We start from the raw sequence: 26,496 nt of genomic DNA on the forward strand, positions 1-26,496 counted from the left end.
AGAAGGAGTACATCGTGACTGCAGTAATCGTGGAGGCCGTGCGCACGCCGGTCGGTAAGCGCAACGGCGGATTGTCCGGGATTCACCCGGCCGATCTCTCCGCGGTTGTGCTCAACGCGCTCGTCGAGCGTGCGGGTATCGACCCGGCAGTAGTGGACGACGTCATCTGGGGCTGTGTCCAGCAGGTGGGGGAACAGTCCCAGGACATCGCCCGCACCGCGCTGCTCGCGGCCGGATGGCCCGAGACGGTCCCGGGCGTCACCATCGACCGCCAGTGCGGTTCGTCGCAGCAGGCATTGAACTTCGCGGTCGCGAGCGTCGAAGCCGGCCACTACGACGTCGTCGTCGCCGGTGGAGTCGAGTCCATGTCGCGCGTCCCGATGGGCTCGTCCGTCCAGGTCGCCGGCAAGCCCTACAGTAAATCGTTCCTCGACCGCTACGACGGTGTCGCGCCGAATCAGGGGATCGGTGCCGAGATGATCGCCGAGAAGTGGGGTATGAGCCGCACGGAGGTCGACGAGTTTTCCGCTCGCTCGCACGAGCGTGCCGCGGCCGCACAGGACGCCGGGCTCTTCGACGCCCAGATCGTGCCCGTGACGGCTCCCGACGGCACAGTCGTCTCGAAGGACGAGGGCATCCGCCGGGGCACGTCGGTCGAGACGCTCGCCAAGCTCAAGCCGGTGTTCAAGGAAGACGGTGTCATCCATGCCGGCAACGCCTCGCAGATCTCCGACGGCGCGTCGGCGCTGCTCATCATGAGCGAGGAGGCGGCCGCAAAGTACGGTCTGACGCCGATCGCCAAGATCCACACCGCCACCGTCGTCGGCGCCGACCCGGTGATCATGCTCACCGCGCCGATCCCGGCCACGGCAAAGGCGCTCGAGAAGTCCGGCCTGAGCGTCGACGACATCGGTGTATTCGAGGTCAACGAGGCGTTCGCGCCCGTCCCCCTCGCCTGGCTGAAGGAGATCGGCGCCGACCCCGAGCGGCTCAACCCCAACGGCGGTGCGATCGCCCTCGGTCACCCGCTCGGCGGATCTGGTGGCCGCATCCTCACCGACATGGTGTATCACATGCGCCGCAACAAGATTCGCTACGGCCTCCAGACGATGTGCGAGGGTGGCGGCCAGGCCAACGCCACGATCCTCGAGCTGGTCGAGAACTGAGAAGGAGTCGACGATGACCGAGGTGACCCCGGCAGGCGCGCTCGTCGAGCGCGTGGGCAATGTCATGGTGATCACGATCAACCGTCCAGAGGCGCGCAACGCGGTGAACTCGTCGGTGAGCATCGGAGTGGGCGGTGCCCTCGAGGAGGCGGCGAACGATCCCGAGGTCCGGGCGATCGTCATCACCGGTGCCGGTGACAAGTCGTTCTGCGCCGGTGCGGACCTCAAGGCGATCTCGCGCGGCGAGGGCCTGCACGCTCCCGGACATGAGGACTGGGGCTTCGCGGGTTTCGTCAAGCACTACGTCGACAAGCCCACCATCGCCGCGGTCAACGGCACCGCGCTCGGTGGCGGGACCGAGTTGGCCCTGTCGGCGGATCTCATCGTGGCCGCGGAGAACGCCACGTTCGGCCTGCCCGAGGTCAAGCGCGGCCTGATCGCCGGCGCGGGAGGTGTGTTCCGGCTGCCGGCGCAGATCCCGCAGCGTCTCGCGATGGAGATGATCTTCACCGGCGAGCCGATCTCCGCGGCTCGCGCACTCGAGGTCGGCCTGATCAACCAGGTCGCCCCCGAAGGCAAGTCCGTCGAGGCGGCGATCGATCTCGCCCAGCGTATCGCCGTGAACGCGCCGTTGTCGGTTCAGGCCAGCAAGCGCGTGGCATACGGCGTCGTGGACGGTGTCCGTGCCGATGAGAACTCCCGATGGGCGCTCTCCGCTGCGGAATGGGACCGCCTCGCTCTCAGTGAGGACGCCAAGGAAGGGCCGCTCGCCTTCGCTGAAAAGCGCGAGCCGGTCTGGAAGGCGCGCTGACGCGCTGGAGATGCGTCGGTGACACAGCCCGGGCCGTTCCCGGAGGGGAAGCGGCCCGGGCTGCCTCGTATCCAGTCAAGGTTAACCAAGTAGGTCAGGTTGCCTTATGTGTATTAGTGTTGTGTCGGACGTCACAAGCACCATTGTGTGGCCGGCATGCGCACGGCAGTCAGGAAAGGTGGATACATCCATGTCCGATCGGATTCTCGACGGGATACGCATCGTCGAACTCGCTTCTGGACTGGCCGTCCCGGTTGCGTCTCGGATGCTGGCGGAAGCCGGAGCAGACGTCGTCAAGGTCGAACCTCCGAACGGCGACCCGGTCCGCAGGAGTGCGGCTTTCGCGTCGTGGAACCGGAGTAAGCGGAGTGTCGTTCTGGATGTCGCCGACGACGAAGGAGCGATCCGACTCGGTGAACTGCTGGACACTGCCGATGTGTTCGTCCACGACCTCTCCCCGTCGCGGGCCGCCGAACTCGGCCTCACCGACGCCGCCCTGCACTCGCGGTACCCGCACCTCATCGTGTCCTCGGTCACCGGATACCCCATCGACCACCCGGACCGTGACCGCCCGGCCCACGACCTGCTCGTCCAGGCCCGTTCCGGGCTCATGGGCGAACTCTGGGGCTACCGCGAGGGCCCGATCGCCATGCGCTTCCCGCTGCCCAGCTGGGCAGCCGCTTCGCTGGCTGCCGCGGGCATCGTTGCCCGACTCATTCAGCGTGACCGTACCGGCCGGATCGGGGCAGTGCACACCTCGCTCCTGCAGGGCATGCTCAACACGGCTTCACTCGCCTGGAACAACGCCGAGAACCCGATCCCGGAACTGATTCTCAACAAGTACGAGGCGCCCCCGCAGCTCGCGATGTACCAGTGCAGCGACGGTGTTTGGCTGCAGATGATGAACCCCGGTGAGCGCATCGACGTGAGCGCCATACCGCTCGTTCGAGAAGTTGCCGCGGAACTGGGCCTCGGCCTGACCGACCTGTCCAGAAACGCCAGTGACGACTTGCGTACCGTCATTGCGCAACGGCCGAGCGCCGAATGGCTGCCCGTCTTCCGGGCTGCAGATCTTGCGATCGAGCCGGCATTGGCCATGGGTGAGCTGTTGCGAGACCCGGAGGTCATGGCCAACGGTTACGTGGTCGAGGTCGACGATCCGACGTACGGAAAGACTATCCAGGCCGGCAACCCGTTCGCGATCGAGCCCGAATGCGCCGTCACACGCCCTGCGCCGCTTCTCGGCGAGCACACCGACGAGGTCTTCGCCGAACTCGAATCCTCGCGGACCGGCTCCGAGATCCCCGCGGATGAGCCTGCCGATCCACGCCCGCTCGCGGGCTTGAAGGTCCTGGACCTCGGAAGCTTCCTCGCCGGCCCGATGGCCCCGATGTTGATGGCGGACCTCGGCGCCGAAGTCATCAAGGTCGAGCCCGTCGTCGGCGACAGGCTTCGGTACAAGCCCAGCTATTGGGAAGCCTGCTCCCGCAACAAGCGCTCACTCGCGGTCGACCTCACTACCGAGCAGGGCCAGGAGGTGCTGCGCAGGCTGGTCGGATGGGCGGATGTCGTCCACCACAACCAGCGGCCCAAGGCGTCCGCCAAGCTCGGCATCGACGAATCCGGGTTGCGCGCGATCAAGCCCGATGTCGTCCTCGGTTACGTGACGAGCTACGGCGAGAAGGGCAATCGCGCCGACAGTCCCGGCTTCGACTCGATCTTCCAGGCCCTCGGGGGCTGGGAGGTCGAGAACGGTGGAGTCGGCAATCCTCCGCAGTTCTCCCGGTTCGGCGTTCTCGATGTCCAGACGGCCCTTGGCTCCCTCATCGGAACTCTTCTCGCGGTGTACTACAAGCAACGTACCGGCCGCGGAACCAAGGCGTCGGGCTCGCTGCTCGCGTCGGCGACCGTGACGCAGAGCGAAACGCTGATCCGGCTCGCCGACGGTGATATCGCCGAGTACCCACGATTCGACGCCACCCAGACCGGATACGGGCCGGGCCATCGAATCTACGAGGTTGCGGACGGGTGGGTTGCCATCGTCACCGAGGGCGAGGAGCAACTGGCCGCTCTGCGTGCATTGGCGGGTGCGACCGACGACGAGGGAATCGAGGCCGGTCTCGCCGCGTTCGAATCCGAGAAGCTACTGGTCGAACTGGCATCTGCCGGAATCGCGGGCGAGCCGGTCCGGGAAGAGTATGGATTCGAATTCTTCGACGACGAAGCAAACCGCACCGGACAGCTCATCGCTTCCTACGACCATGCGCACTTCGGCCGGATGGAACAGCCCGGTGCGTACTGGAACTTCGACGACCTCACCCTCACGTTCGATCGCGCCGCCCCGGTGATCGGTCAGCACACCCGGGAGATCCTCTCCGAGCTCGGCTACTCCGACGAGGCGATCGAGGCGATGTACGCAGATCGGGTCGCCGGCGGCCCCTCGGTTCCGAAGTTCTGGGAACACGACTGATGGCAATCGACATTCCGTTCGGATTGGCAGCGCGGGGCCCGTCGGGTCCCGCGCCCGAACGGCGTCCGAACTCGGTGCGCCGCACCTCCACGATCGACATGCGCTGGCCGGCCGGGCCCGGCACGCAATTACGGCTGACGGGCCGTGCGCGGGATCTTCTCACTCCTGGCGACGGTGGATCACCGGTCGTCCTGGCATGCGACTCGATGTCGGTCGGGGTGGACCCGGGAACTCGCACGATCGAGGAGATCACCGCGGATCCGCCGCGTCCCGCGGTGGTGGGAATGGTGGGAGCGCGCGGCGGAGGGAGTTCGCGGACGGTCCTCGCCGAGGTGATGGCGGAGGAGGCCGCTGCAGGGACGCCGCTCTATCTGCTGCTCGACGACATCGCGGGCGCGACACTGATCGCCGGTTTCGCCTACTCGCGGTGGGTGCCGGTGGAGGAGCTGATCGCTGCCGCCGGGGGAACGCCGCGTCGCAACATGGAGGGCATCTGTACGGGATTCCAGCCGGGTTCGGGAGCATTGATGCCGGACGGGTCGTCGAAGTGGAACCACCTCGTCCAGCCGGTGGGCCCACTGCCACGCGACGACGATCCGATCGGATGGCACGAACTCGATGAGATCACCGAGATCTCGATGCGGCGCGCTCGGCGAATCGACGTGACGATCGGCGACGTCATCGAGATCGACTCGATGTTCCAGGATTCGTCCACCGTTCCGGAAGGAGGACGCGTTGTCGTCCACGAATACCGGGTGACCGCGACGGCCGATCCTATGACGGGCGAAATCTTGACGATGTCCGCCGACCCCAGGGTTCTGCCCTACCGGGAATGTCCACTGGCCTCGCTGTCGGTCGATCGGATCGTGGGGACGCCGCTTCGTGCACTGAGAGCTGCTGTGCTGGAGACGTTTCCGGGAACGGCGGGTTGTACGCACCTCAACGATGCAATGCGCGCGATGGCGGAGGTGCCGGTGCTCGTCGAGTATCTGAACGGCAAACGCGATACGTGAAACTAAACGTAGTAATACAAGTGGTATACGTTTACTAAGAAAAATGTTAGCCTGAGCACATTCCGGTCCCGCGGTGTGTTCGCCAGGGGGCTGGAAGGTTCCATGTCCCCTGTAGGAAGGCTCCATCATGTTTCGACGGCACACCCTCCGTGCCGCCGCTGCGATCGCCGCAGTAGGGCTGCTGGCGGCATGCGGTACAAGCGACTCCGGTTCGACTGCATCGGGCTCGGGCGCCCCGGATGTCGAGGGCACCCTGAGCACCGGTTGGACCACCGGAATCACCAGCCTCGACCCCCATATGGCAACCAGCGAGATCGCCTCGTTCCGCTTTGGGCTCAACGAGATCTACGACCGGTTGTTCACCGTGAAGGCGGACGGCACGGTGGACGGAATGCTCGTTCAGGACTACTCCTACTCGCCGGACGGCCTGGGCCTGATCCTCAACCTGCGTGAGGACGTCACCTTCCGTGACGGGACGCCTCTCGACGCCGAGGTCGTCAAGGTCAATCTCGACCGGGCGCGCACCGTCGACAGCCCGTCCGTGAAGTCTCGCATGGCGCCCGTGGTCGACGTTGCCGTAACCGGCCCCTATCAGGTGACGCTGACCTTGGCCGAGCCGACCGTGGTCGTGCCCTACGTGCTCGCCGAGATGGCCGGCTTCGTCATGCATCCCGACCTGATCGCCAATGGCAATCCGGCGACGGAGACCAATGGTTCAGGCGCGTACTCGGTCGAGAGCTTCGCTCCCGGTGAGGAGCTCACGATCGTGCGCGACCGCTCCGACTACTGGGACGCCGACGCGGCGAAGCTCGCGAAGATCGAGTACAAGGCCATCTCCGACACCCAGGCGTTCACCAATGCCATGGCCGCCGGTCAGATCGAACTCGGCCAGTTCCTGCCGGGTACCGTGAACGCCGTCGAGGGGCGCAAGGGCCTCACAACGGTCGACGTGCCCACCGGCACCGGCGTCGAGCTGTTTCTCAACCGCAACATCGCGCCCCTCGACGATGTGAAGGTCCGCCAGGCGATCAACTACGCGTACAACCGTGACGAGATCATCGAGGCCCTGTACCTGGGATCGGAAGTGCGCCACCAGTACTCGCGCCCCGGATTGCCTGGATACGACGCGGAGCTCGACGAAACCTACACCTACGACCCGGCCAAGGCGAAGCAGTTGCTCGCCGAGGCCGGGCATCCGAACGGCATCGATCTGGGTGAGGTCATCATCACCAACGTCATCACCCCGGGTGTGGGGGATGCGATGCAGGAGCAATTCGCTCAGGCAGGTATCAAGATCACGCCGATCGTGAAGGACGGCCTCGAGGGTCCGACATCGTTCGGGCGCGGTGAGGCGTCAGCTCTGCTGCACTACTCGCCACTGGGTACCAGTTTCACGTCCGGTTCGTCGTATCGGTGGGGTCCCCGGCTGAACCCCGCAGGTGTGACCCCCGAGTACACCCAGATGCTCGCCGCGGCAAACGATTCACGTCGATCGGAAGGCGAGCGTGAGGCGTCCGCTGCCGAGCTCAACCGCTACCTCGTCGAGCAGGCGTGGGGCGCACCGTTGGTGTGGATCACGTACCCGTGGGTCATGAGCGACAAGGTAGGCAACTTCAGCACCGACATGGACTACTCCACGACTCTCGGTCCCTTCGACTTCCGGTACCTGACCGTCTCGGAGTGAGTTCCGCTCAGTTCCACCAAGTGCGGGTCCGGAGCCTGAAAACGGCTCCGGACCCGCACTCTTGGTTCCGGATTCCTTCGGAAATCCCAACTCGGGATCGAACTCGGAATCACACGAAGCCACGCGTGTCTTCCGTCTGCGGCGAATCGATCGGTATCGGTGTACTTGCGAGCAAACAGCAACTCGGGAACGACAAGAACATCGTCCGGATCCGATCTGCGAGGTACATAACCCACAGCCTTGGCGGTCCCCCGAATCTCGACGCCACGCAGCTCCGCGAATCCCTCGCCGGCGTCGACCACGATTGCGATAGATTGTCGCTACACGGCAGGTCTTTTCCTGCTCCAGGAAGGCGTCGACCTCCTGTGGTGTCATCGCGATCGCGCGTCCACGCCTCTGCTATCTCGTGGTGCTGTTCGCCGTCATCGTCCTCTCCATTCCGGGATGCGGCGTTCGAGAAATGCTTGTACCCCTTCCTTCAAGTCGTCCGAACCCATCACTGTGTCGATTGCGCGACCGGTTGCAGCCCACCCCTTTTCGTCTGCCACCTCGAACTGTTCCGCAAGAGCGACGAGGGTTTCCCGGACTGCGACAGGGGACGACAGACAGATGTCCTCGGCCATTGCCAACGCTTCACTCATCGCGTTGCCCGGTTCGGTGATCGCATTCACGAGACCGAAGTGATACGCCCTTTCCGCGGACAGTCCGAAACCGGTGATGAGAAGCTGTTTCACAACCGGCAGCGGTAGCACTCGCATCGCCCGGAAGAGCGCACCGGAGGTCGCGATCACGCCGCGGCGCGTTTCGGGCAGTGCGAACCGAGCGGTAGTCGAGGCCACCACCAGGTCGCACGCCAGGACGATTTCGAAGCCGCCGCCCAGCGCGGGTCCCTCGACAGCGGCGATCAGCGGCTTTCGTCGCTGTCGTCGGATCACCCCGTACTCGCCGCCGCGTTCGGTCTTCGCTTCGCCGCCGCTCGTCAGGTCCGAACCCGCGGAGAACACCGTGTTCGTTCCCGTGATGATGCCGACCCGCAGGTCGTCGTCGTCCTCGAGTCGGTCGAGCGCCGAACCGATCCTCTCGGACATCGCCCGGTCGACGGCATTGCGTTTCGCCTCGCGCTCCATGTGCACGACAAGTGTTCGCCCGTGGACGGTTTCGCGTACGGTCATGATGTCGCTCCTCGTTCTGTGGAAACTGCGGGGACAACCGGTCCCGGACCGTAGTGGTTCCAGTCGTCGGGGTCGTGGTTGATCCACACGTGTGCCGCGTGGGATTCGTCGAGTCGCCTGATCCCGGTGGAGGAATTCGACCGCCTGGTTCGCGCGAAGCCGCAGAACAGAATTCCCCGGACGCGGTGCGGACGAGCCGTGCCGTGTTCATCGACGAACTCCTCCTGTCGGTGACCCAGCTGCTCCTGGGAAGGAGATGACGGTCTCCGAGTAGAGTTCGGCCGGAACGCTATTCGGGTCCGGAGCCTGAATGTGGCTCCGGACCCGAATGTTGCATGTGGAAAGGCTGATCGACTACTGGGCTTCGGTCTCGGCCGTGTGTGCCCGCGCAAGGGTCAATCCCTCGTCGCGCGTCGAGACGGTGGTATGCCACCGGCCACAAGTGCAGAAGGCGATGTAGTGATCTTCCGTCGGAAGGACCGCCTGGGCATCGCAGTACCCGGAGGCCTCGGCCATCGAGGAGACGAACTCGCCCGGCAGATCGTAGAGAACGCTGTCGCTCATCGGAGTGCTCTTTCAGGAGATGAAGTGGGTCGGCCGGCCCGCACGGGTTTCGATGCGGACCGGCCGAATGGTCACCGGTGCACGTCAGACGGTTGCGGTCGCCGGCTTTTCGGTGCCGGCGGCGGGGATCTTCGGGGCGTCCGGGAACAGCTCCTGGAACGTGCCGTGCATGATCCGGTCCTTGACCCGCTGGTCTTCCTTGTCGAACAGGTTGTGGAGGGTCATCTGGGTGTGGCCGAAGGTGCCTTCCATGTGCGGGTAGTCCGAACCCCACATCACGTTGTTGTAGCCCATGGAGGTCAGCGCCGCGACAGCCGACTCGTCGTGCTGGAACGAGGCGTATACCTGGGAGTAGATGATCTCCTTCGGGCTGCGCTTCAGCTTGGGGCGCACGGCCATCGAGTGCTGGCGGTAGCCCTCCTCCATGCGGTCGGCGACGAACGGAACCCACGTCGCGCCGCCCTCGGAGACCAGGACCTTCAGATTGGGGTGACGATCCAGCGCGCCCGACGCGACAAGCTTCATGACGGCACGCTGGCCGCCGAAGGTCGTCTCGGTGTAGTTGAGGACCGCGCCGCCCGGGCCGCGGTATACGACGCCGGAGGCGCCGCCGGTCGCGAAGTCGATGGGCTCGGTGCCGATGTGGAACGCGATGACCATGCCGATGTCCTCGGCGAGCGCCCAGAAGGGCTCCCACTCGTCGCGGTTGTAGTCCTTCTGCGCCGGGTGGGGAGCGACCGGCATGAACACGGCCTTGTAACCGATCTCGCCGCAACGCTTGAGCTCGTCACAGGCGTCCTGGATGTCGAGTGTCGAGACCTGGGCAGTCGGGATCAGGCGCGGCGAGTAATCCATGATCGTTTCCTTGGCCCAGTCGTTGGACACGCGCAGTGCCTCACGCAGGACCTTCGGAGTGCGGAACGAGCTGGACCACATGCCGAGGGACGGAAAGATGAGCTCGGTCCAGATGCCCTCCTCGTCGAGGTCCTTCAAACGCAGCTCGACGTTGCTGGCACCGGGCGCGCGGTGGCTGGCTGCGTAGAACTCCTCCTGGGCGATGCTCGGCAGCCGGCGACGGAACGCCTGGCCGTCGACGAACACCGTCTCCCACTTGCCGTCGGGATCCTTCTCCGACCGGGGAACGAGCTCGGCCAGATCCCTGGGCAGACGCGACCGCCACAGGTCGTCGGGCTCGAGGAAGTGCGAATCACCGGAATTGGCCCACAGCTTCTCGGACACTTCGGTCTCCATTCGTTGGTGCGGTGTTGCGGCGAGGGGATATGTGCCGAGCGGGGTTTCTGCTGGCACCACGCCTTGTTGGAAGAAATTCTAGAATCCCGTTTTAGGATGTACAGTGATTATGGCCACGACGGGGAGGTAAGTCAACCCGGGCAGTGCAACGACGGAGGAACGATGCTGCAGAGCAAGGGACGTGCGCGCGCCCGTACGTGGACGAGCACGTCGGCGACGAAGGAGAAGGTGCTCGACGCGGCCGTCGAGGTCTTCAGCGAACGGGGGTTCTCGGCGGCGACCATGGCCGAGATCGTCGAGCGATCGGGCGTCAGCGTCGGCAGCATCTACCACCATTTCGGCGGTAAGGCCGAAGTCTTCAATGCCATCTGGCAGGACTTCGTCGGGCTTCTGCGCAGCCGGGTCGACGAGGTTGTTCGAACGGCCCGGGACGAGGGAGAGACCGATGGCTTCGAGTTGTTCATCATCGGCACCCGCGAATACCTGTCGTTGATTTGGGAGAACCGTGCCCAAGCCCGGGTCGTCGCGATGGGGGACACGCCACCCGGGTTCGACGCTCAGCGTCGCAGGGCGAGTCGGGTGGGCAGCGACAGTGAGATCGCGATCCTCGGTCTCGGACCCACGCGCAGGGAACGGCTGTTCGGCGACTTCCTCATCGCGATGCGCAACGAAGCGACGATCGCGTTGTTCGGCACCGAAACCGAAGCCGAGGCCGATGCCCTGATCGCCGAAACCGAGAAGTACTTCCGCCGACTCGCAGACGGCGCCTGACGAGCGCAAAAACAAAAGGCAGGCAACGGTTTCCGGAACCGTTGCCCGCCTCTTGGGTCGGCCGCTGCTCAGGCGGTGACGAGTCGCCGCCGGTGATACGACACCGATCCGTCGAGAAGCTCGTCGACTTTGATGCGGCGGATGAGCAGATGCACATCGTGTTCCCACGTGAAGCCGATGCCGCCGTGAACCTGGAGCGCGGTCTGTGCGGTGGTGCTCGCGCCCTCACCTGTGAATGCCGCAGCGGCCGAGACTGCGCGAGTGCGGGTGTCCGCATCGTATCCGTCCAGCGCGACCGCCGCTGCCCACAATGCTGCGCGCGAAGCCTCTACGGACAGAGCCATGTTCGCGCAATGATGTTTGACAGCTTGGAAACTTGCGATCGGACGATCGAACTGGGTGCGTTGCCCGGCGTATTCGACGGTGAGGTCGACGAGCCGCGCGGCGGCGCCCAATGCATCCATGGCTCTGAATGTTGCCAGGGCATCGTGCAGGTATGCGGCGGTGCCGGACGGCAGTGCCGACCAGGCGCCGGCATCGAGGGTGGCGTCCACGTCGGCGACCGACCACGAACGGGTCAGGTCGAGGTTCTCGAGGGTGCGGACGGACACCGTATCGATGGGCAATACGGCGGCAACTTCGGCCCCGCTGTCCGTCGTTGCGACGATCAGGACGCTGTGTGCGTCGATCAGCCCGGTCGCCGGTGCCGTGGTGCCGCTCAGGCGCAGTGCGTCGCCCTCGAGTTGCGCGTGCAGCGCGGGGTTCTCGATGGAGGCGAGTGCCGGCACCACGATCTCGATACCCGATTCGGTGGCGCCGAAAGCGGGATGGTCGAGCTGTTCGAGCAGACGTGCCGCGACCGCGAGTTCCGCGACCGGCAGCGCACTACCCGCGCGGCCGTGCTCTTCGACGAGTACGGCAAGGTCGACGTGTGTGCCGCCCATATCCGTTGTGAGGAGTCCGATCAGGCCGGATTCGGCGAGGTGTCGCACCCCTGTGGGGGTGATACGGGCCGGGCCGTCGTCGATTCCCGGTCGTCGGGCTGCGATCGGGTCGTTCTTGGTGAGCCAGGCGCGCTCGGCCTCGGCGAGGGCTTCTTGTTCGTCGCTCAGCGCGAAGTCCATGACACTCCTCCAACGTCGTGATTACTGACGTAGTTAACCATGTCACCTACGTTTTGGGTAGCGCCCGACGCTCGTCTCCTGGGATTCTAGGTTCGGATCGAGCGGCCATACGAGCACGGAGGTAAGGAATGTCCAGGAATCATCCCGACGCTGCAGTCGAGAGTACGGACGTCGGAGGTGGCTGGAGTTCCGTGAGTCACCGCGGGTTCGACGCCGGCGTCCACCGTGAGCGGCCCGGCCCGTACGACGCCATGATCGCCACTGCCCGGGCCATGCTCGACGATCTGGCAGGAGCAAACCCGCCCCTCGACGTCGTCGAGAAGGTTGCGACTCACTTTGCCGATGTGCAGGCACTGGTTGCCGACTATCAGGTGTCCGAACGTCATCGCCCCTTCGGGCACCTCGACGTACCGGGACGTGCACAGTGCATGTCGCCGCCGATACTGGCCGCTCGATGGGACCGTGACGGTCTCGCCGGCACGGTCACCTTCGGCAGGTACTACCTCGGAGGAAACGGAGCCGCACACGGCGGCACGATCCCGCTGATGTTCGACGAAGTGCTGGGACGGCTCGCGAGTACCGACCGCACGCCGTGTCGTACGGCCTATCTGCATGTGGACTTCCGTTCGATCACACCCATCGACGTCGAGCTGACCGTCGCCGGGTGGTTCGAACGGGAGGAGGGGCGCAAGCGATTCCTGCGAGCCGAGCTTCGTCACGGTGACGTCCTGTGTGCCGAAGCCGAGGGCTTGTTCATCGAACTCAAGCCGGGGCAGCCGTGACGGATGCGGGGCATCCCTGGTCACCTCACGCGGGACGGGCATGTTCTCGTCGTCGAGATGCGTCGCAGCTCAAAGCGTAACGCGGCCGACAGGGCACTCGCCGACGAGATCAATGCTGCATTGACCCTGTTCGACGAAGACGACGATCTGTGGGCCGGGGTTCTCGCCGCGGCAGGATCTGTCTTCAGCGCCGGCAGTGATCTTGCCTCGGGCGGTGACTACTTCACCGAACGCGGCGGTGGGTACGGGATCATCCGACGCAACCGGACCAAGCCGCTCATTGCTGCTCCGGACGGGCCTGCGTTGGGTGGTGGGTTCAAGATCGTGCTCGCGTGCGATCTCGTCGTCGCCTCGGATGCTGCCGTCTTCGGTCTCCCTGAGGTGGCACGCGGACCGGTCCCCACGTGCGCGGGCTGTTCCGCGCGCCACGCTGCCGCTGAATCTCGCGCGCGAACTGATTCTCACCCGCGAGTCCGTTTGCGCATCGCGCGCCTGCGCGGCAGGTTTCGTCAACGTCCTCGTCCGCGCTGGTGAAGCGCGCACGGAAGCGGTACGCCTCGCGCGGGGAATCTGCGCGAATGCCTCCGTGGCGGTGCGGGCATCACTGGCTGCCGTCAACGAGGCGGCTGCGGCAGCGGACGAAGCCGGGTGGGAGTCGACCGAGCGGGCGAAGTGCGCAATCGCCGGTTTGGAGGATGCTACCGAAGTGTGCGGGCCTTCTTCGAGAAGCGTTCGCTTGAGTGGACAGGATGCTAGCCACGGCCACATAAATAACGTAGTAAACTACGTTGACTGCAACGTGTGAGGGGAGTTCATCCGTGGAGACTTTGAAGGTGGACCGTCACGACGGTGTCGTGACGGTAACGATGTCCCGCCCGGAAAAAAAGAATGCGGCCGACGAGACCATGTGGCGCGAGCTGGCCGAGACTTTCGCGGACGTCCGCCGCAACGAACAGGACCGGGTGCTCGTACTCACGGGAGCAGGGGGAGACTTCTGTTCCGGGGCCGATCTCGCGGGCATGCGGGAGGACGCTCTCCGTTACATGGCCGATGCGGGCGAGGCTGCCCGTTCCTTGCACGCCTTGACGATTCCCACCATCGCGAAGGTCGACGGTGTCGCTGTCGGCGCCGGCTGGAATCTCGCACTCGGATGTGATCTCGTGGTCGCCACCCATCGTGCCCGTTTCTCGCAGATTTTCGTGCGCCGGGCATTGTCGGTGGACATGGGCGGGTCGTGGCTCCTTCCCAAGCTCGTCGGCATCCAGAAGGCCAAGGAAATCGCGTTCTTCGGTGACATGTACTCGGCGGCCCAGGCTGCCGAACTGGGACTGGTCACCCGCCTCGTGTCACCCGACGAACTCGACGAGGTGGTCACGGGGATGGCCCGCCGCCTTGCAGACGGGCCTGCTCAGGCGATTTCACTCACCAAGCAGCTGCTCGACGCGAGCGCGGAAGGCGGCGGTATGGAAGCTGCGCTGCAACGCGAAGCGCACGCACAGGCCAACAACATCACCGGCGCAGACGCCAAGGAGGCCAAGGCTGCCTTCCTGGAGAAGCGCGAGCCCGTCTTCCGCCACGCAGAGCGGCAGTGATGTAACGGACGCTCTAGGTGGAAGGACCGCCATGACCAAAGCCTGTACAAGTAGAACCGAAGTGGAAGACCGCACGACGCTGCTGGACATCCTGACTGTCGAAAACCTCGACCGGGATCTGTTTCGCGCCCTCCCCGTACATCACGACGGTAGGCCCCTCTTCGGTGGCCAGATCGCAGCTCAGTGTCTACTTGCTTGCGGTGCAACAGTTCCTGAGGGTCGGGAACCGCACTCGCTGCACGGCTACTTTCTGAGACGCGGTGACTCGTCGCAGCCGGTGGTCTACCGGGTGGAACGCGATCGGGACGGCAGGAGTTACTCCGCGCGACGCGTCGTCGCCCTGCAAGGTGGGCAGGTTCTCTTCAACATGGCAGCATCGTTCCGCCTCCGTGCCGATGGTGCAGAACTGGCAGGGAAGCAACCTCCTCCGATGTCTCCGCCGGAGAACTGCCGCGACATACCGAGTGAGTTACCGCTGGAAGTGCGAGTCGACGAGTGGCCGAACCGCACACAGTTCTTCCCGACACGATTTCATGTCCGGCCGATCGGCGGCTTGCCGGAGAAGGACGTGCTCGTTCACGCGGCAGCGTTGACGTACATGTCGGACTTCTCGGCGGGACTTCCGAAGCATCTCGGCGGAGAAGTTCTCGGCCCGAGTCTCGATCATGCGCTGTGGTTCCACGACGTGCCCGAGTGGGACGGGTGGCTCCGGGTCGACTACGAACCCGGAGCGGCCGGCGGCAATCGCGGTTGGTACTCCGGGACGATCTTCAACGCGGCGGGCAGACGCATCGCGAGCCTCGCACAGGAGATGGTCTACTTCGATGACGATCCTGCAATCACGGCGGGATGAAGGGAACTCGATGAACGAGGTCGATTCGGCACCCTGTGATCCGCGTGCTGTCGAGGTCGCTGCTCGAGCAGTCCGTCGGCTCACCACCGCGATACTCGATGCCCGAGTGCGCGGTGCAGCGAATCCTGATATCTCGAAGAAGATCTCGGCGCTCGCGGACCGTCTGCAGGACGTGGCAGCAGAGCCCCGTGAATGCGTCACCGGCGAAACCGGATCGCAGGACGGAGTGCTCGCACGCAGTCCTGTGAGCGGTTCGAAGAATCCTGTCGCCGTGCCGCTCCACTTCGAGCAGTGCGAGGACGGATCGTCGCTGGCACACGCCGAATTCCCTCGGCAGTACCAAGGCCCACCCGGGATCGTGCACGGTGGTGTCTCGGGTCTCGTGCTCGACGTCGCGATGGCGGTCGCAAACCGTGCGGCGGGTCGAGCCGGGGTCACCGCGGAGATGACGCTGCGCTATCTGCGGCCGACACCCCTGTATACGGAGGTGACAGTGCGCGGACGACACGTGCGTGCCGAGGGGCGCAAGGTCTGGTCGCAGGGGACACTGGAAGTGAACGGCGAGCCGACCGTGGTCTGCGACGGCCTGTTCATCGCGAAGGAGCCCGGTCTGTGACTGTCGTCGACAATCTCTCGTTGCCGGTCACGGATGTGGAACTCGCGTACGCCGGTGCCCTCGAACGCGATGCCGCGCAGTTGCGCCGAATTGTGGATCTGCTCCTGCGCGTCGACGTCGACGACCCGCTGCTTCTCGACGTCGCCGACGAGCTGGATGTGCTTTCCGAACATCTGGAGAACCCGACCCGCACGGTGACCGAAACTATCCGCAATCCCGGTTGGCGGCACGACCCGGTCAGCGGAGTCGAGAATGCGATAGCGCCGCCGATCGTACTCGAGGCCGGCCCCGACGGAACCTTGACAGCAGAAGTCGAATTCGGACTCCCGTATCAGGGACCCAACTCCTTCGTACACGGTGGCATCTCGGCGATGGTCATGGACCACGTGCTCAGCGTGGCCACCGCCCCGAATGGCGGAACAATCTTCACTGCGCAGCTCACTGTCCGGTACCACCGTCCCCTGCCGCTGTTCGTTCCCGTCGCCGTGGTGGCACGCCTGAAGGAACGCGAGGGACGCAAGCTCTGGGCTACCGGAGAAATCGTGGTCGACGGGAAGGTCGCAGTGTCGGCCGAGGGGTTGTTCATCGAACCGCGCCCGACGCCTGCACAGGCACCAGTTGGATCGGATGGTCGGGAGGACTCGTGATCACATGGAAGATTCCGGAAACGCGAAAGGACCTGTCGCGGTTCTACACCGGTGAGGAGGAGTGCCTGACGGCCCTCCCCGGTGAGTCTCGGCTCGACGACACTGCGGGCCAGCTCCGCCGCATCGTCGAAGCGTTGTCGCTGACGAATCCCGACGCGGATCATCTTCCGTCGCTTACCGAACAGCTTCGGGGTATCGCCGACGAGCTCGAAGCGCGCACGGAGTCGCCGTCCGAGCGACTGACAGAGATGTGGGAGGGCGACGGAGTGGCCCGGCACGACCCGGTGACCGGACCGGAGAACACCCTCGCTCCACCTCTGGTCATGCACGTCGTGGAGGACGGATGGGTCGAGGGTGAGGTCACTCTCGGCCTGCCCTACCAGGGGCCACCGGCTGCGGTGCACGGCGGCGTCTGTGCCGCACTGCTCGACGCCGCGCTTGCCGTGGCAAACCATCGCGCCGGAAACAACGGTATGACCGCGAAACTCGAAATCAGCTACCGGCGACCCACCCCGCTGTATCGCCCCATCACCGTGCGTGCCAAGCAGCTGAGATACGAAGGCCGGAAACGATTCACGATCGGGGAGTTGGTCGCCAACGGGGAGGTATGTGCTTCTGCCGAAGGACTCTTCATTGCTCGGCGTACCCCGAGCGGCACCGACGGATAAGAGGAGCGACATGAAGTACGTCCGACTCGGCAACAGCGGACTTCAGGTTTCCCGGCTGGCGCTGGGGTGCATGAGCTACGGCACCCCCGGCGCGGGACAACACGCGTGGACACTCGGCGAAGACGCCGCAAAGCCCTTCATCCGCGCCGCGGTCGAGGCGGGCATCAACTTCTTCGACACCGCGAACAGTTACTCGGGCGGGACCAGCGAGGAGATCGTCGGTCGGGCTCTGAAGGAATACACCACGCGTGAGAACGTCGTGATCGCGACGAAGGTGTACGGACGGGTTCGTTCCGGCCCCAACGGAAGTGGCTTGTCGCGCAAGGCGATCATGACCGAAGTGGAAGCGAGCCTGCGCCGCCTGGGTACCGACTACATCGACCTCTACCAGATCCACCGCTGGGACGGTCGCACCCCGATCGAGGAAACACTCGAGACACTGCACGATCTCGTGCGGTCCGGCAAGGTTCGTTATCTCGGTGCGTCATCGATGTTTGCGTGGCAGTTCGCCAAGGCGCTGTACACGGCCGACCTGCACGGTTGGACCAGATTCGTCTCGATGCAGCCCCACTACAACCTTCTCTATCGTGAGGAGGAACGGGAGATGCTGCCACTGTGCGCAGACCAGGGAATCGGGGTTCTGCCGTGGAGTCCGCTTGCCCGGGGCCGGCTGACGCGACCCTTCGGTGAGTCGAGTGTGCGGGCCGAGAGCGACGAATTCGGCAAGGGGTTGTACGACGAGGGCGACCGGTCGATCGTCGACGCCGTCGGCCGCATCGCGGACGAACGGGGAGTGGAGCGCGCACAGGTGGCGCTCGCGTGGGTGCTCCGGCGCTCGGCGGTAACGGCGCCGATCGTGGGCGCCACCGAATCCAAGCACCTCACCGATGCACTCGGGGCGCTCGAACTCGAATTGACGGACGAAGAGTGCGCAGTACTCGAGTCGTCCTACCATCCGCGGCCGATCGCCGGCTTCGCCTGAGAACTGCTTTGTACAGCAGCGCATCGGCAGACGATGAGCCCGGTTGGTGCCGGCCCGACTGCCTGCTTCGTTGATCGACGATGAGCGAATCGAGAAGGCGGCTCCAGATTCGAATGCAGTGAGTAGTCATGTGACGGGTGGGGTCACCTGATGGCTGGGCGGTCCGCGGACGTGTGGGACGCGAGCGCTGATGTCTTCAATTGAGCCTTGGTGGGCAAGACCGAGAGAAGGATTGCTGTGAAACGATTCGAAGGACGCGTGGTGATCGTGACCGGGGCAGCCCGAGGGCTCGGTCGGGACTACGCCCGGTATTTCGCCCAGGACGGCGCCAACGTCGTGGTTGCGGACGTGCGCGATACCCGGTCGGCTGCCGCCGAAGCGTCGTCGGAAGGTCCGCATTGTGTCGGGATCGAAGTCGACGTGACCGACCGTGGAAGCATCGAATCGATGATCGGAAAAGTGCGGGCGGAGTTCGGCCGCCTCGACATCCTGGTGAACAACGCCGGATTGTGGCGTGGACTTGCCGAAGCCGGCTTGATCAACTGCCCCGACGAAATGTGGGACGCGGCATGGGCTGTCAATGTCACCGGCACGCTGAAGTGCTTCCAGGCTGCTGTCCCGATCATGCGGGAGGGCGGCTTCGGACGCATCGTGAACGTTTCGTCGATGGCTTCCCGTAACAGCGGAAATGTATACGGACTCACCAAGAACGTGGTCGAGCGAATGACCCAGGGCATGGCACGCGAGGTCGGCGACTGCGGGATCACGGTCAACTGCATTGCGCCTGGTATCTCGGCTTTCGAAGCAGCGCAAGGACAGCTCGAGGCCGCCGAGGCGATCGTCGCCGGCAACGCAATCAAGAGAGTCGGCACCAGTCGCGAACTGTACGAGGCGATCGCGTACCTGTGTGGGATGGGTGGCGACTGGATCACCGGCCAGACCGTGCGTGTCGACGGGGGCGCCGGCATCGGCTGAAACAACCCTTTCGTAGCGAGCAATCGAGAATCGACATGGACCCGGGACCGCGAGCCGAACGCTGTCGACGCCATGCGGAAGTCGCAGAAACCGTCGCTGGGGTGGGTTTTCGGTGAACGAATCGTAGTCCCCCGACGGCAGGTCGATGATGACCGCGGGACGTCCCGCGCAATGACGGCCCCGGTGGTGGCCTTGCCGACAACCTAGTTATACAGGTAAGACTTGTGTATCGGGATTGGCGTGACGCAGGCAGCAGCACCCTATCCCCGACGCCTTAGAGGGAACGGAGCTGAAGTGGACACGATCGACACCGGCCTGGTGATACTGCGCGTGCTACTGGGGTTGACGATGGCGGCCCACGGATACGGCAAGCTCTTCCGGGGCGGTCGCATTCCGGGCACGGCCGGCTGGTTCGACAGCATCGGCATGCGACCCGGCAGGATGCACGCGTGGCTCGCCGCTCTCACCGAAGTGGGTGCGGGCGTCGCGCTTGCGCTGGGTCTGCTCACACCGTTCGCCGCCGCCGGATTCGTCTCGCTCATGTTTGTCGCCGCGTGGACAGTGCACCGAGGCAAGGGCTTTTTCGTCGCCGCCGACGGCTGGGAGTACAACCTCGTGCTCGCCGGGGGAGCTGTGGTCGTGGCGATCATGGGCGCCGGCAGCGCCAGCCTCGACCAGCTGATCTTCGGTGAGAATCTGCTCGATGGCTGGGCGGGCGGCGGTATCGCGCTGCTCGGCGGGCTGGCTGCGGCCGGTATCCTGCTCGGAACCTGCTACCGGCCGGCACCGAAGGAGAGCGACGAGTCGGTGACCGTGTCGTGACGATGAACCTTACGGAATTGCACGCCCGCGAATGTGTCCGCGGCACGGTTGCCCGGAACACGCAAGACGGTGACCGCGGCAAGCTCGCCGAGCTTGCCGAGTGCTTCACGCTGGACGGAAAACTCGAGATCAACCGCATCGCTGCGGTCGACACGATGGCACCCGACTCTTTCCTTGCAGCACGGTGGTCGCAGTGACCGCACGCGGATTCGCCAATCTCCGGGACGTGGGCGGACTACCACTCGTGGGCGGTGGGATGACCGCCCACGGAGTGCTGTACCGCGGCGATGCGCCGTACCCGGGCGACTCGGTGGTACCCGATCTCGATCCCTGGCCACCCCGCATCGTCGTCGATCTGCGCGGCGAATCCGAACGTGAGAGGTTCGCCTACGACTGGCCGAGCGGCACCGTGGTGAACCCCCTGCCCCTGTTCGACTCGGCGGCGCCGGGAGCTCGACCGGTCGATCTGCAGTCGCTCTACGCGCGCATGCTCCACTACAACGAAACCCGCGCAGGGGAGATCCTCGAACTCGTTGCCGAACCCGAGGGTCCCGTGCTGCTGCATTGCACAGCAGGTAAGGACCGCACGGGCGTCCTCGTCGCCGTACTGTTGCTGGCCGCGGGCGTCGAACCGGACGCAGTCGTCGACGATTACGTGCGTAGTGAAGAAGCGCTGTTCGATCTCATCGACCGGTGGCTCGAGGTGGGCATTCGCACCCGCAACTCGCCTCCGCTCGCCGAACAGTTCCTCCGCGCCCCGGCGGATGCGATCACACCGATCGTCGAGCAGCTCACGTCGGCACCGGGGGGACCGGTGCAGTGGATGCTCGACCGCGGTGCGAATCCGGCTCGTCTCGAGACGTGGCGAGCCCGGATGAGGGGAGTCCACGCGTCGGCTATGTACAGGACGGAGGACGAGACGCTGTGACCTCGACACGAACCGACCTCGCCGCCCCGGCGGTGCTGACCGAACTCCGCGGGGAAGTCCTCGTCATCACCCTCAACCGGCCCCGTGCCCGTAACGCGATGAATGCGGACATGGCCGAACAGGTCGGGGACGCTCTCGAACGCGCCCACCACGATCCGGCGGTGCGGGTCGTGATCCTCACCGGCGCCGGCGACAGAGCGTTCTGCGGCGGCGGTGATCTCGTGGCGATGTCCGAAGGGCAGTCTCTTGAACCCGACGATCCCGTCAAGGCGGCGTGGGGTTTCGGCGGAGTGTGCCGCCACGCCATCGACAAGCCGATCATTGCCGCGGTCAACGGTTTCGCCGTGGGCGGGGGAGCGCAGATGGTGCTCGCGTGCGATCTCGTCGTCGCCGACGAGAACGCAGTGTTCTCCCTTCCCGAGGTCGGCAACGGCCTTCTTGCATCGTCCGGGGCAGGAGTACGTCTACCTGCCTGGGTGCCCAGGCCCGTCGCCATGGAACTCCTGTTGCTGGGTCGCCGCTTCACCGCTGCCGAAGCGCATTCGTGGGGGCTCGTCAACCGTGTCGTGCCTCCCGGCAGTGCCCTGGACGAAGCACTTGCGATGGCCGAGATCGTCGGCCGGCAGGCTCCGCTTGCAGTGCAGGCCACCAAGCGGATGGTGGCGGGAATCGTCGACCGCGAGTTCGTCACCGAACATGAGGCATGGGATCGGAACCTGATCGAAGTGACTGCGAACCGGGCCACGAAGGACGCTGAAGAAGGTCCCCGCGCGTTTGCCGAGAAGCGACCACCCGTCTGGCGGGGTCGGTAGTTCCCATCCACTGCGGCGTCCATCCGTCCACCAACCGAACCGAGGCGTCACGAAATGACAGCACCAGAGATCACCACCTACGACCCCGATGCCCTACGGGAACTGTGGTATCGCGAAGGCTTCTACAGCGACCGTACGTGGCCCGATGTGCTCGCCGAAAGCTGCGCGACAGGGGCGTCCACCACTCTCGTCTACGCCGGAGGCGAGGGCGAACAGCTCGTCACAACCGTCGGTGACATCTACGCCCGTGCCCGGTGCGTGGCCGCGGCCCTGCAGGAACGGGGTATCGGCCCCGGAGATTCGGTCGCGGTCCAGTTGCCCAACCGGATCGAAGCATCCATCGCATACGCGGCGGTGCTGCTGGCCGGTGCGGTCCTGGTTCCGATCGTGCACATCTACGGGCCGAACGAGGTGCGGTTCATCCTCGAGCAGTCGGGTGCCAAAATGCTCATCCAGCCCGACCGCTGGAGGTCGATCGACTATGCCGACCGCGTCGCTGCATACGCCGACATCACCACACTCGAACACGTCGTGGTGGTCGGCGACACCGTAGCCCACGGCGCATGTTCGTGGGACGACCTCGCCGCCACCACCGCGGAATACACGCGGCCCGCAGTTCACGCCGACGACGTCGCACTGCTCATCTACACCTCGGGCACCACGTCGGCTCCCAAAGGTGTTCAGCACAGCCATAATTCGCTGCTCGCCGAGCAGCGATCGGCGCCGCAGTACCTGGGTTCGGGGGACGACGCCGTGCAGCTCGTGTCGTTCCCGCCCGGACACATCGCGGGCGTCGGCAGCGTGCTGCGGCCGCTGCTGCACGGTCAGGACACGGTCTACATGGACACGTGGGATCCGGCGCTGGCCGTCGATCTGATCGCGCAGCATCGTGTCACCGCCACCTCGGGCACCCCCTTCCACCTCACAGGCATGCTCGACCTCGGGGACGTCGCGGGAAAGCTCGCGACGATGCGAGAATTCCTCATCGGAGCAGCCACGGTGCCCGAGGACCTGGTCCGCCGCGCGGCAGACATGGGTATCAGCACGTTTCGGTGCTACGGATCGACCGAACAACCCACCGTCACGTCCAGCACTGCCGGCGATCCCGAGGCTGCGCGTCTCGGCACCGACGGTGCGCCGCTACCGGGCGTGCGGGTCCGCATCGTCGACGAGACCGGTGCCGACGTACCCGTCGGTGTCGACGGCGAGGTCGTGACTCGCGGACCCGACCAGTTCGTCGGCTACCGGGACGAGAGCCTCAACGCTGCGGCGTTCACCGCCGACGGGTGGATGCGCACCGGCGACCTGGGTCATCTCGACGCGGACGGTCGTCTCACGATCACCGATCGCATCAAGGACGTGGTGATCCGCGCGGGAGAGACCATCTCGTCGGGTCAGCTCGAGGATGTTCTCACGACGCACCCGGCCGTGGCCGAGGGCGCGATCGTCGCGGCACCCGACCCCCGATACGGGGAAGTCGTTGCTGCGGTGGTCGTCCCGGTGCAGGGTGCCGACATCGATCTCGACAGCATTCGGGAGCACTTCGCGAAATCCGGTCTGGCGAAGCAGAAGACCCCCGAGCGACTCGCCATCGTCGAGGCGCTGCCGCGGACGGCGCTCGGCAAGATCCGCAAGGCCGAGCTTCGCGCCGCGCACTTCCCGAAGGCCGGCAGCCGATGAACGTGCGCTGGGAAGACCTGCGGCTGCCGGTGATGGCAGCACCCATGTTCATCGTCTCGAATCTCGATCTGGTGATCGCAGCGTGCCGCGCCGGTGTCATCGGAGCGTTCCCGTCCGCGAACCCGCGGGCTCCCGAGACGCTCGACGGCTGGCTCGGCGCCATCCGTGCCGCCGAACGCGAGAGCGTCGATTGTGGGAAGCCGTTTGCACCGTTCTGCGTGAACATGCTCGCGTCGTCCGCGCTCGACAAGGACAAACGCGACCGTGCGCTCGCGACCGTCGCAAAACACGAGGCGCCGCTGATCCTCACCAACATGGGCGATCCGAAGGAGGTCGTCGACGCCGCGCACGGCTGGGGCGGAACGGTCTTCCACGACGTGACGACCATCCGGCACGCCGAAAAGGCGATCGAAGCCGGGGTCGACGGGCTCATGCTCGTCTGCGCAGGTGCCGGTGGACACGCGGGCACGTTGTCACCGTTCGCCTTCCTGCCGCAGGTGCGACGTATGTTCGACGGACCCATCATGCTGGCCGGCGGCATCGCGGACGGCAACGGCATCGCGGCGGCTCTGACGCTCGGCGCCGACGTCGTGGTGATGGGCACACGGTTCATCGCCACCCTCGAGTCGGGAACGGTCGACGACCACAAGAAGATGCTCGTCGATTCGCGCAGTGAGGACGTGGTGTTCACCGATTCCATCGCGGGCCTGCCGGCAAGCTTTCTCGCGCCGTCGATCGCCGCGAACGGGCTCGACCCTGCCGATCTCCCGAAACCGCTGGCTCGGCATCGGCCGAACCTACCCGCCGGGGTGAAGCCGTGGAAGACGGTGTTCAGCGGCGGACATTCGACCGGACTGATCCACGACATTCCACCGGTGGCGGGTGTGGTCGACAGGCTGGTCCACGAATTCGATACTGCCCGCGAAGCGATCGATTGGCGAACCGCGCTCGCCGAGTCGGTGGCGCGCAAGAAAGCGAAACAAGCATGACGAACGTCCTGGACCCACGCACCCTCAGCGGTTTCAACTCGCGTCTGGGCATGACATTGACCGAAGTTACCGCCGACCGTGCAGTCGCGACGATCGTGATCGCGGAGGAACATCTACAGCCCGCCGGGATCGTTCACGGTGGCGTGCACTGTGCGATCGTCGAGACGCTGGCGAGTATCGCTGCCGGCGAATATTTCTCGGGCCCCGGCCGCAGCGTTGTAGGGGCGAACAACTCGACGGACTTCATACGCGCGGTGGGCGTGGGAAGTGTACTGACCGCAGAAGCGACGCCCATCCACCGCGGCCGGACCCAGCAGTTGTGGCAGGTCCGGATCGTCGGATCCGACGGCCGGCTCGTGGCCCGGGGCAATGTGCGGCTGGCAAATCTCGAATCTCGAGAAGACGATCGATCTGTCACGGAACCGAGGAAATCATGACCGACGTGTTGTCCATCGAGCATCCGCGCGATGAAGTCAAGGTGCTGCGGATGGATCGTCCGGACAAGCTCAATGCACTGGACCTCGAACTCGTCGCGGCACTGCACCGTGAATTCGACGCGCTCGCGTCGGACCGCACGACCCGTGTGGTCGTCCTCGCCGGGACGGGCCGTGGGTTCTGTGCCGGACTAGACCTCGACGGTTACGGTGACGTGCCGGGTACCGAGCAGACCGGTCCTGTACACCGGACGATGGCCCGCCAGGAGGACATCGCTTCGCTCGTGCAGAAGATGCGGAGGCTGCCGCAGGTGTTCGTCGCGGCCGTCAACGGACCGGCCGCCGGCGGTGGGCTCGCCCTGGTGTGTGCAAGCGACGTGCGTATCGCCGCCGAAAGTGCGGTGTTCGCGGTGTCGTTCATCAAGGTCGGCTTCTCCGGCTGCGATATCGGCACCTCGTGGATGTTGCCGCGGATCGTCGGTGCAGGCCGCGCGCACGAGCTCATGCTCACCGCACGCAAGTTCGGCTCCGGCGAGGCCTTGCGGATCGGCCTGCTCGCGGATGTCGTTCCGGACGACCGACTCGATGAACGTGTCGACGCCTGCATCGACGACTTGCTTGCGGCGCCGCCGCTGTCGCTGACGCTGACCAAGCGCGGCATGTGGCTGTCGCTCGAGATTCCCTCGTTCGACACCGCCGTGGAATTCGAGAACCGGCAGCAGGCACTCACGTCCGTGACCGCCGACCAGTCCGAGGCGATGACAGCTTTCGTGGAAAAGCGGTCACCCGTCTACGGGAACCGGCGATCGCGATGACCGACGAGAACACGACAGAACAGACCCCCGTCGCCTTGATCAGCGGCGCGGGTCGCGGGACCGGTCGCGCCATCGCGCTACGGCTGGCCCGCGAGGGATTCGATATCGCGGGGCTGTATGCGCGCGACGATGCCGCGGCCGACACCACCCGGGCCGACGTGGAGTCGGCCGGTGTGCGATGCCGGATGTACCGGTGTGATGTGGCGGACGCATCGGCTGTTGCGGAATGCGTGGCCGAGGTCGTCGCCGACTTCGGGCACCTCGATGTGCTGGTCCACAACGCCGGAATTGCCAGTCGCGGAAAGACCGTGGCGGATACGGACCCGGCGGAGGTGACCCGCGTAGTCGGGGTGCACGCCTTCGGGGCGTTTCATCTGCTCTCGGCGGCGATACCGTCGCTGCGCAAGTCCGACCGGGCAGCGGTGGTTCTCGTCTCCAGTACCGCCGCGGCGACTCCCGCCCCCGGCAACGGGCCCTACACTCTCGGAAAAGTGGCGCTCGAGGCACTGGGAAGGACTGTCGCTGCCGAGGAGGCCCGCCATGGGATCCGAGTGAACATCGTGGCTCCCGGGTTGATCGTCACCGAGATGGGGGATCGTCTGGCCCGTGCCGTCACCGGTGCCGCGGATGCTGCGGAGCTCGATGCGCGCATGCCCTTCGGGCGCGTCACCCGACCGGAAGACGTGGCGGAGACTATTGAGTTCCTCGTTTCGGAGCGGGCCCGGCAGATTACCGGCCAGCGGATAGAGGTGCACGGAGGTGTTCCGGGCGTCCCGAAAACCTAGGGGCGTCGAACAGAACTCCAGGAACGTGTCCGTCGCGTATCCTCACCGAGATCTGCAGTAGCACAGTCATATCAACTGACAGGGTGTCGA

The 26,496-nt window shown here is 65.3% G+C and carries 28 protein-coding genes; 24 read left to right on the top strand and 4 right to left on the bottom strand.

What is annotated here, in order from left to right:
• Positions 1 to 11: 11 nt before the first annotated feature.
• The 5 genes from ACWDUD_RS13640 to ACWDUD_RS13660 all read left to right on the top strand — a co-directional run bounded on the left by ACWDUD_RS13640 (position 12) and on the right by ACWDUD_RS13660 (position 7,144).
• A complete protein-coding gene (locus tag ACWDUD_RS13640) occupies positions 12 to 1,166 on the top strand; it encodes a thiolase family protein (RefSeq protein WP_248673177.1) in 1,155 nt (384 codons plus the stop codon).
• 13 nt (positions 1,167 to 1,179) lie between these two features.
• Positions 1,180 to 1,977 (top strand): crotonase/enoyl-CoA hydratase family protein, encoded by a 798-nt coding sequence (locus tag ACWDUD_RS13645; protein ID WP_248673092.1) that lies wholly within the window; start codon positions 1,180 to 1,182, stop codon positions 1,975 to 1,977.
• 190 nt (positions 1,978 to 2,167) lie between these two features.
• Entirely contained in the window at positions 2,168 to 4,447 is a 2,280-nt protein-coding gene (locus tag ACWDUD_RS13650) for a CoA transferase (protein ID WP_248673093.1), read from the top strand.
• Positions 4,447 to 5,460, top strand: a complete 1,014-nt coding sequence (locus tag ACWDUD_RS13655) for a DUF2889 domain-containing protein (RefSeq protein ID WP_248673094.1) — start codon at positions 4,447 to 4,449, stop codon at positions 5,458 to 5,460. Before ACWDUD_RS13650 ends, ACWDUD_RS13655 begins: the two co-directional genes overlap by 1 nt.
• 127 nt (positions 5,461 to 5,587) lie before the next feature.
• Entirely contained in the window at positions 5,588 to 7,144 is a 1,557-nt protein-coding gene (locus ACWDUD_RS13660) for an ABC transporter substrate-binding protein (RefSeq protein WP_248673095.1), read from the top strand.
• 422 nt (positions 7,145 to 7,566) lie between these two features.
• On the opposite strand, the gene ACWDUD_RS13665 is transcribed toward ACWDUD_RS13660, so the two are convergent.
• From ACWDUD_RS13665 to ACWDUD_RS13675, 3 genes are all read right to left on the bottom strand, one after another.
• The gene (locus ACWDUD_RS13665) at positions 7,567 to 8,316 is read right to left on the bottom strand and encodes an enoyl-CoA hydratase-related protein (protein WP_248673096.1); all 750 of its coding nucleotides are present in this window, start codon (positions 8,314 to 8,316) and stop codon (positions 7,567 to 7,569) included.
• Positions 8,317 to 8,670: 354 nt separating this feature from the next.
• Complete coding sequence (locus tag ACWDUD_RS13670) at positions 8,671 to 8,880, bottom strand: hypothetical protein (RefSeq protein ID WP_248673097.1); 210 nt, start codon at positions 8,878 to 8,880, stop codon at positions 8,671 to 8,673.
• An 84-nt stretch (positions 8,881 to 8,964) separates the two neighbouring features.
• Positions 8,965 to 10,131: an amidohydrolase family protein gene (locus tag ACWDUD_RS13675; protein ID WP_450109654.1), complete on the bottom strand. Its 1,167-nt coding sequence runs from the start codon at positions 10,129 to 10,131 to the stop codon at positions 8,965 to 8,967.
• Between the two features lie 162 nt (positions 10,132 to 10,293).
• Between ACWDUD_RS13675 and ACWDUD_RS13680 the strand changes: the two genes are divergently transcribed.
• On the top strand, positions 10,294 to 10,902 hold the full coding sequence (locus tag ACWDUD_RS13680; protein ID WP_248673099.1) for a TetR/AcrR family transcriptional regulator: 609 nt from the start codon (positions 10,294 to 10,296) through the stop codon (positions 10,900 to 10,902).
• A gap of 68 nt (positions 10,903 to 10,970) precedes the next feature.
• On the opposite strand, the gene ACWDUD_RS13685 is transcribed toward ACWDUD_RS13680, so the two are convergent.
• Positions 10,971 to 12,026, bottom strand: coding sequence for an acyl-CoA dehydrogenase family protein (locus ACWDUD_RS13685; protein WP_248673100.1), 1,056 nt, complete (start codon positions 12,024 to 12,026; stop codon positions 10,971 to 10,973).
• 191 nt (positions 12,027 to 12,217) lie between these two features.
• On the opposite strand from ACWDUD_RS13685, the gene ACWDUD_RS13690 reads away from it, so the two are divergent.
• From ACWDUD_RS13690 to ACWDUD_RS13775, 18 genes are all read left to right on the top strand, one after another.
• The gene (locus ACWDUD_RS13690; RefSeq protein ID WP_248673101.1) at positions 12,218 to 12,808 is read left to right on the top strand and encodes a PaaI family thioesterase; all 591 of its coding nucleotides are present in this window, start codon (positions 12,218 to 12,220) and stop codon (positions 12,806 to 12,808) included.
• Positions 12,809 to 12,865: 57 nt separating this feature from the next.
• On the top strand, positions 12,866 to 13,342 hold the full coding sequence (locus ACWDUD_RS13695) for an enoyl-CoA hydratase-related protein (protein ID WP_248673102.1): 477 nt from the start codon (positions 12,866 to 12,868) through the stop codon (positions 13,340 to 13,342).
• 284 nt (positions 13,343 to 13,626) lie between these two features.
• A complete protein-coding gene (locus tag ACWDUD_RS13700) occupies positions 13,627 to 14,400 on the top strand; it encodes an enoyl-CoA hydratase/isomerase family protein (RefSeq protein ID WP_248673103.1) in 774 nt (257 codons plus the stop codon).
• Positions 14,401 to 14,431: 31 nt separating this feature from the next.
• Positions 14,432 to 15,253 (top strand): acyl-CoA thioesterase, encoded by an 822-nt coding sequence (locus ACWDUD_RS13705; RefSeq protein WP_248673104.1) that lies wholly within the window; start codon positions 14,432 to 14,434, stop codon positions 15,251 to 15,253.
• Positions 15,254 to 15,263: 10 nt separating this feature from the next.
• Positions 15,264 to 15,869 (top strand): PaaI family thioesterase, encoded by a 606-nt coding sequence (locus ACWDUD_RS13710; protein ID WP_248673105.1) that lies wholly within the window; start codon positions 15,264 to 15,266, stop codon positions 15,867 to 15,869.
• Complete coding sequence (locus ACWDUD_RS13715) at positions 15,866 to 16,516, top strand: PaaI family thioesterase (protein ID WP_248673106.1); 651 nt, start codon at positions 15,866 to 15,868, stop codon at positions 16,514 to 16,516. The genes ACWDUD_RS13710 and ACWDUD_RS13715 overlap by 4 nt, the downstream gene beginning before the upstream one ends.
• Positions 16,513 to 17,184, top strand: coding sequence for a PaaI family thioesterase (locus ACWDUD_RS13720; RefSeq protein WP_248673107.1), 672 nt, complete (start codon positions 16,513 to 16,515; stop codon positions 17,182 to 17,184). Before ACWDUD_RS13715 ends, ACWDUD_RS13720 begins: the two co-directional genes overlap by 4 nt.
• Before the next feature lie 10 nt (positions 17,185 to 17,194).
• The gene (locus ACWDUD_RS13725) at positions 17,195 to 18,166 is read left to right on the top strand and encodes an aldo/keto reductase (RefSeq protein WP_248673108.1); all 972 of its coding nucleotides are present in this window, start codon (positions 17,195 to 17,197) and stop codon (positions 18,164 to 18,166) included.
• A gap of 210 nt (positions 18,167 to 18,376) precedes the next feature.
• On the top strand, positions 18,377 to 19,141 hold the full coding sequence (locus ACWDUD_RS13730) for an SDR family NAD(P)-dependent oxidoreductase (protein WP_450109655.1): 765 nt from the start codon (positions 18,377 to 18,379) through the stop codon (positions 19,139 to 19,141).
• Between the two features lie 294 nt (positions 19,142 to 19,435).
• Positions 19,436 to 19,963 carry a DoxX family protein gene (locus ACWDUD_RS13735; protein WP_248673110.1) on the top strand — a complete coding sequence of 176 codons (528 nt, stop codon included), beginning with the start codon at positions 19,436 to 19,438 and terminating at the stop codon, positions 19,961 to 19,963.
• On the top strand, positions 19,960 to 20,160 hold the full coding sequence (locus ACWDUD_RS13740) for a hypothetical protein (RefSeq protein ID WP_450109656.1): 201 nt from the start codon (positions 19,960 to 19,962) through the stop codon (positions 20,158 to 20,160). Before ACWDUD_RS13735 ends, ACWDUD_RS13740 begins: the two co-directional genes overlap by 4 nt.
• Positions 20,157 to 20,891 (top strand): tyrosine-protein phosphatase, encoded by a 735-nt coding sequence (locus ACWDUD_RS13745; RefSeq protein WP_248673112.1) that lies wholly within the window; start codon positions 20,157 to 20,159, stop codon positions 20,889 to 20,891. The genes ACWDUD_RS13740 and ACWDUD_RS13745 overlap by 4 nt, the downstream gene beginning before the upstream one ends.
• On the top strand, positions 20,888 to 21,703 hold the full coding sequence (locus ACWDUD_RS13750) for an enoyl-CoA hydratase-related protein (RefSeq protein ID WP_248673113.1): 816 nt from the start codon (positions 20,888 to 20,890) through the stop codon (positions 21,701 to 21,703). Before ACWDUD_RS13745 ends, ACWDUD_RS13750 begins: the two co-directional genes overlap by 4 nt.
• 54 nt (positions 21,704 to 21,757) lie before the next feature.
• Positions 21,758 to 23,383, top strand: a complete 1,626-nt coding sequence (locus ACWDUD_RS13755; protein WP_248673114.1) for an AMP-binding protein — start codon at positions 21,758 to 21,760, stop codon at positions 23,381 to 23,383.
• Positions 23,380 to 24,372 carry an NAD(P)H-dependent flavin oxidoreductase gene (locus ACWDUD_RS13760; RefSeq protein WP_248673115.1) on the top strand — a complete coding sequence of 331 codons (993 nt, stop codon included), beginning with the start codon at positions 23,380 to 23,382 and terminating at the stop codon, positions 24,370 to 24,372. Before ACWDUD_RS13755 ends, ACWDUD_RS13760 begins: the two co-directional genes overlap by 4 nt.
• Positions 24,318 to 24,809, top strand: a complete 492-nt coding sequence (locus tag ACWDUD_RS13765) for a PaaI family thioesterase (RefSeq protein ID WP_450109657.1) — start codon at positions 24,318 to 24,320, stop codon at positions 24,807 to 24,809. Before ACWDUD_RS13760 ends, ACWDUD_RS13765 begins: the two co-directional genes overlap by 55 nt.
• Complete coding sequence (locus ACWDUD_RS13770; protein WP_248673117.1) at positions 24,806 to 25,621, top strand: enoyl-CoA hydratase/isomerase family protein; 816 nt, start codon at positions 24,806 to 24,808, stop codon at positions 25,619 to 25,621. Before ACWDUD_RS13765 ends, ACWDUD_RS13770 begins: the two co-directional genes overlap by 4 nt.
• Entirely contained in the window at positions 25,618 to 26,406 is a 789-nt protein-coding gene (locus tag ACWDUD_RS13775; protein ID WP_248673118.1) for an SDR family NAD(P)-dependent oxidoreductase, read from the top strand. Before ACWDUD_RS13770 ends, ACWDUD_RS13775 begins: the two co-directional genes overlap by 4 nt.
• Positions 26,407 to 26,496: the final 90 nt, after the last annotated feature.

The organism is Rhodococcus sp. NPDC003382, from assembly GCF_053589135.1.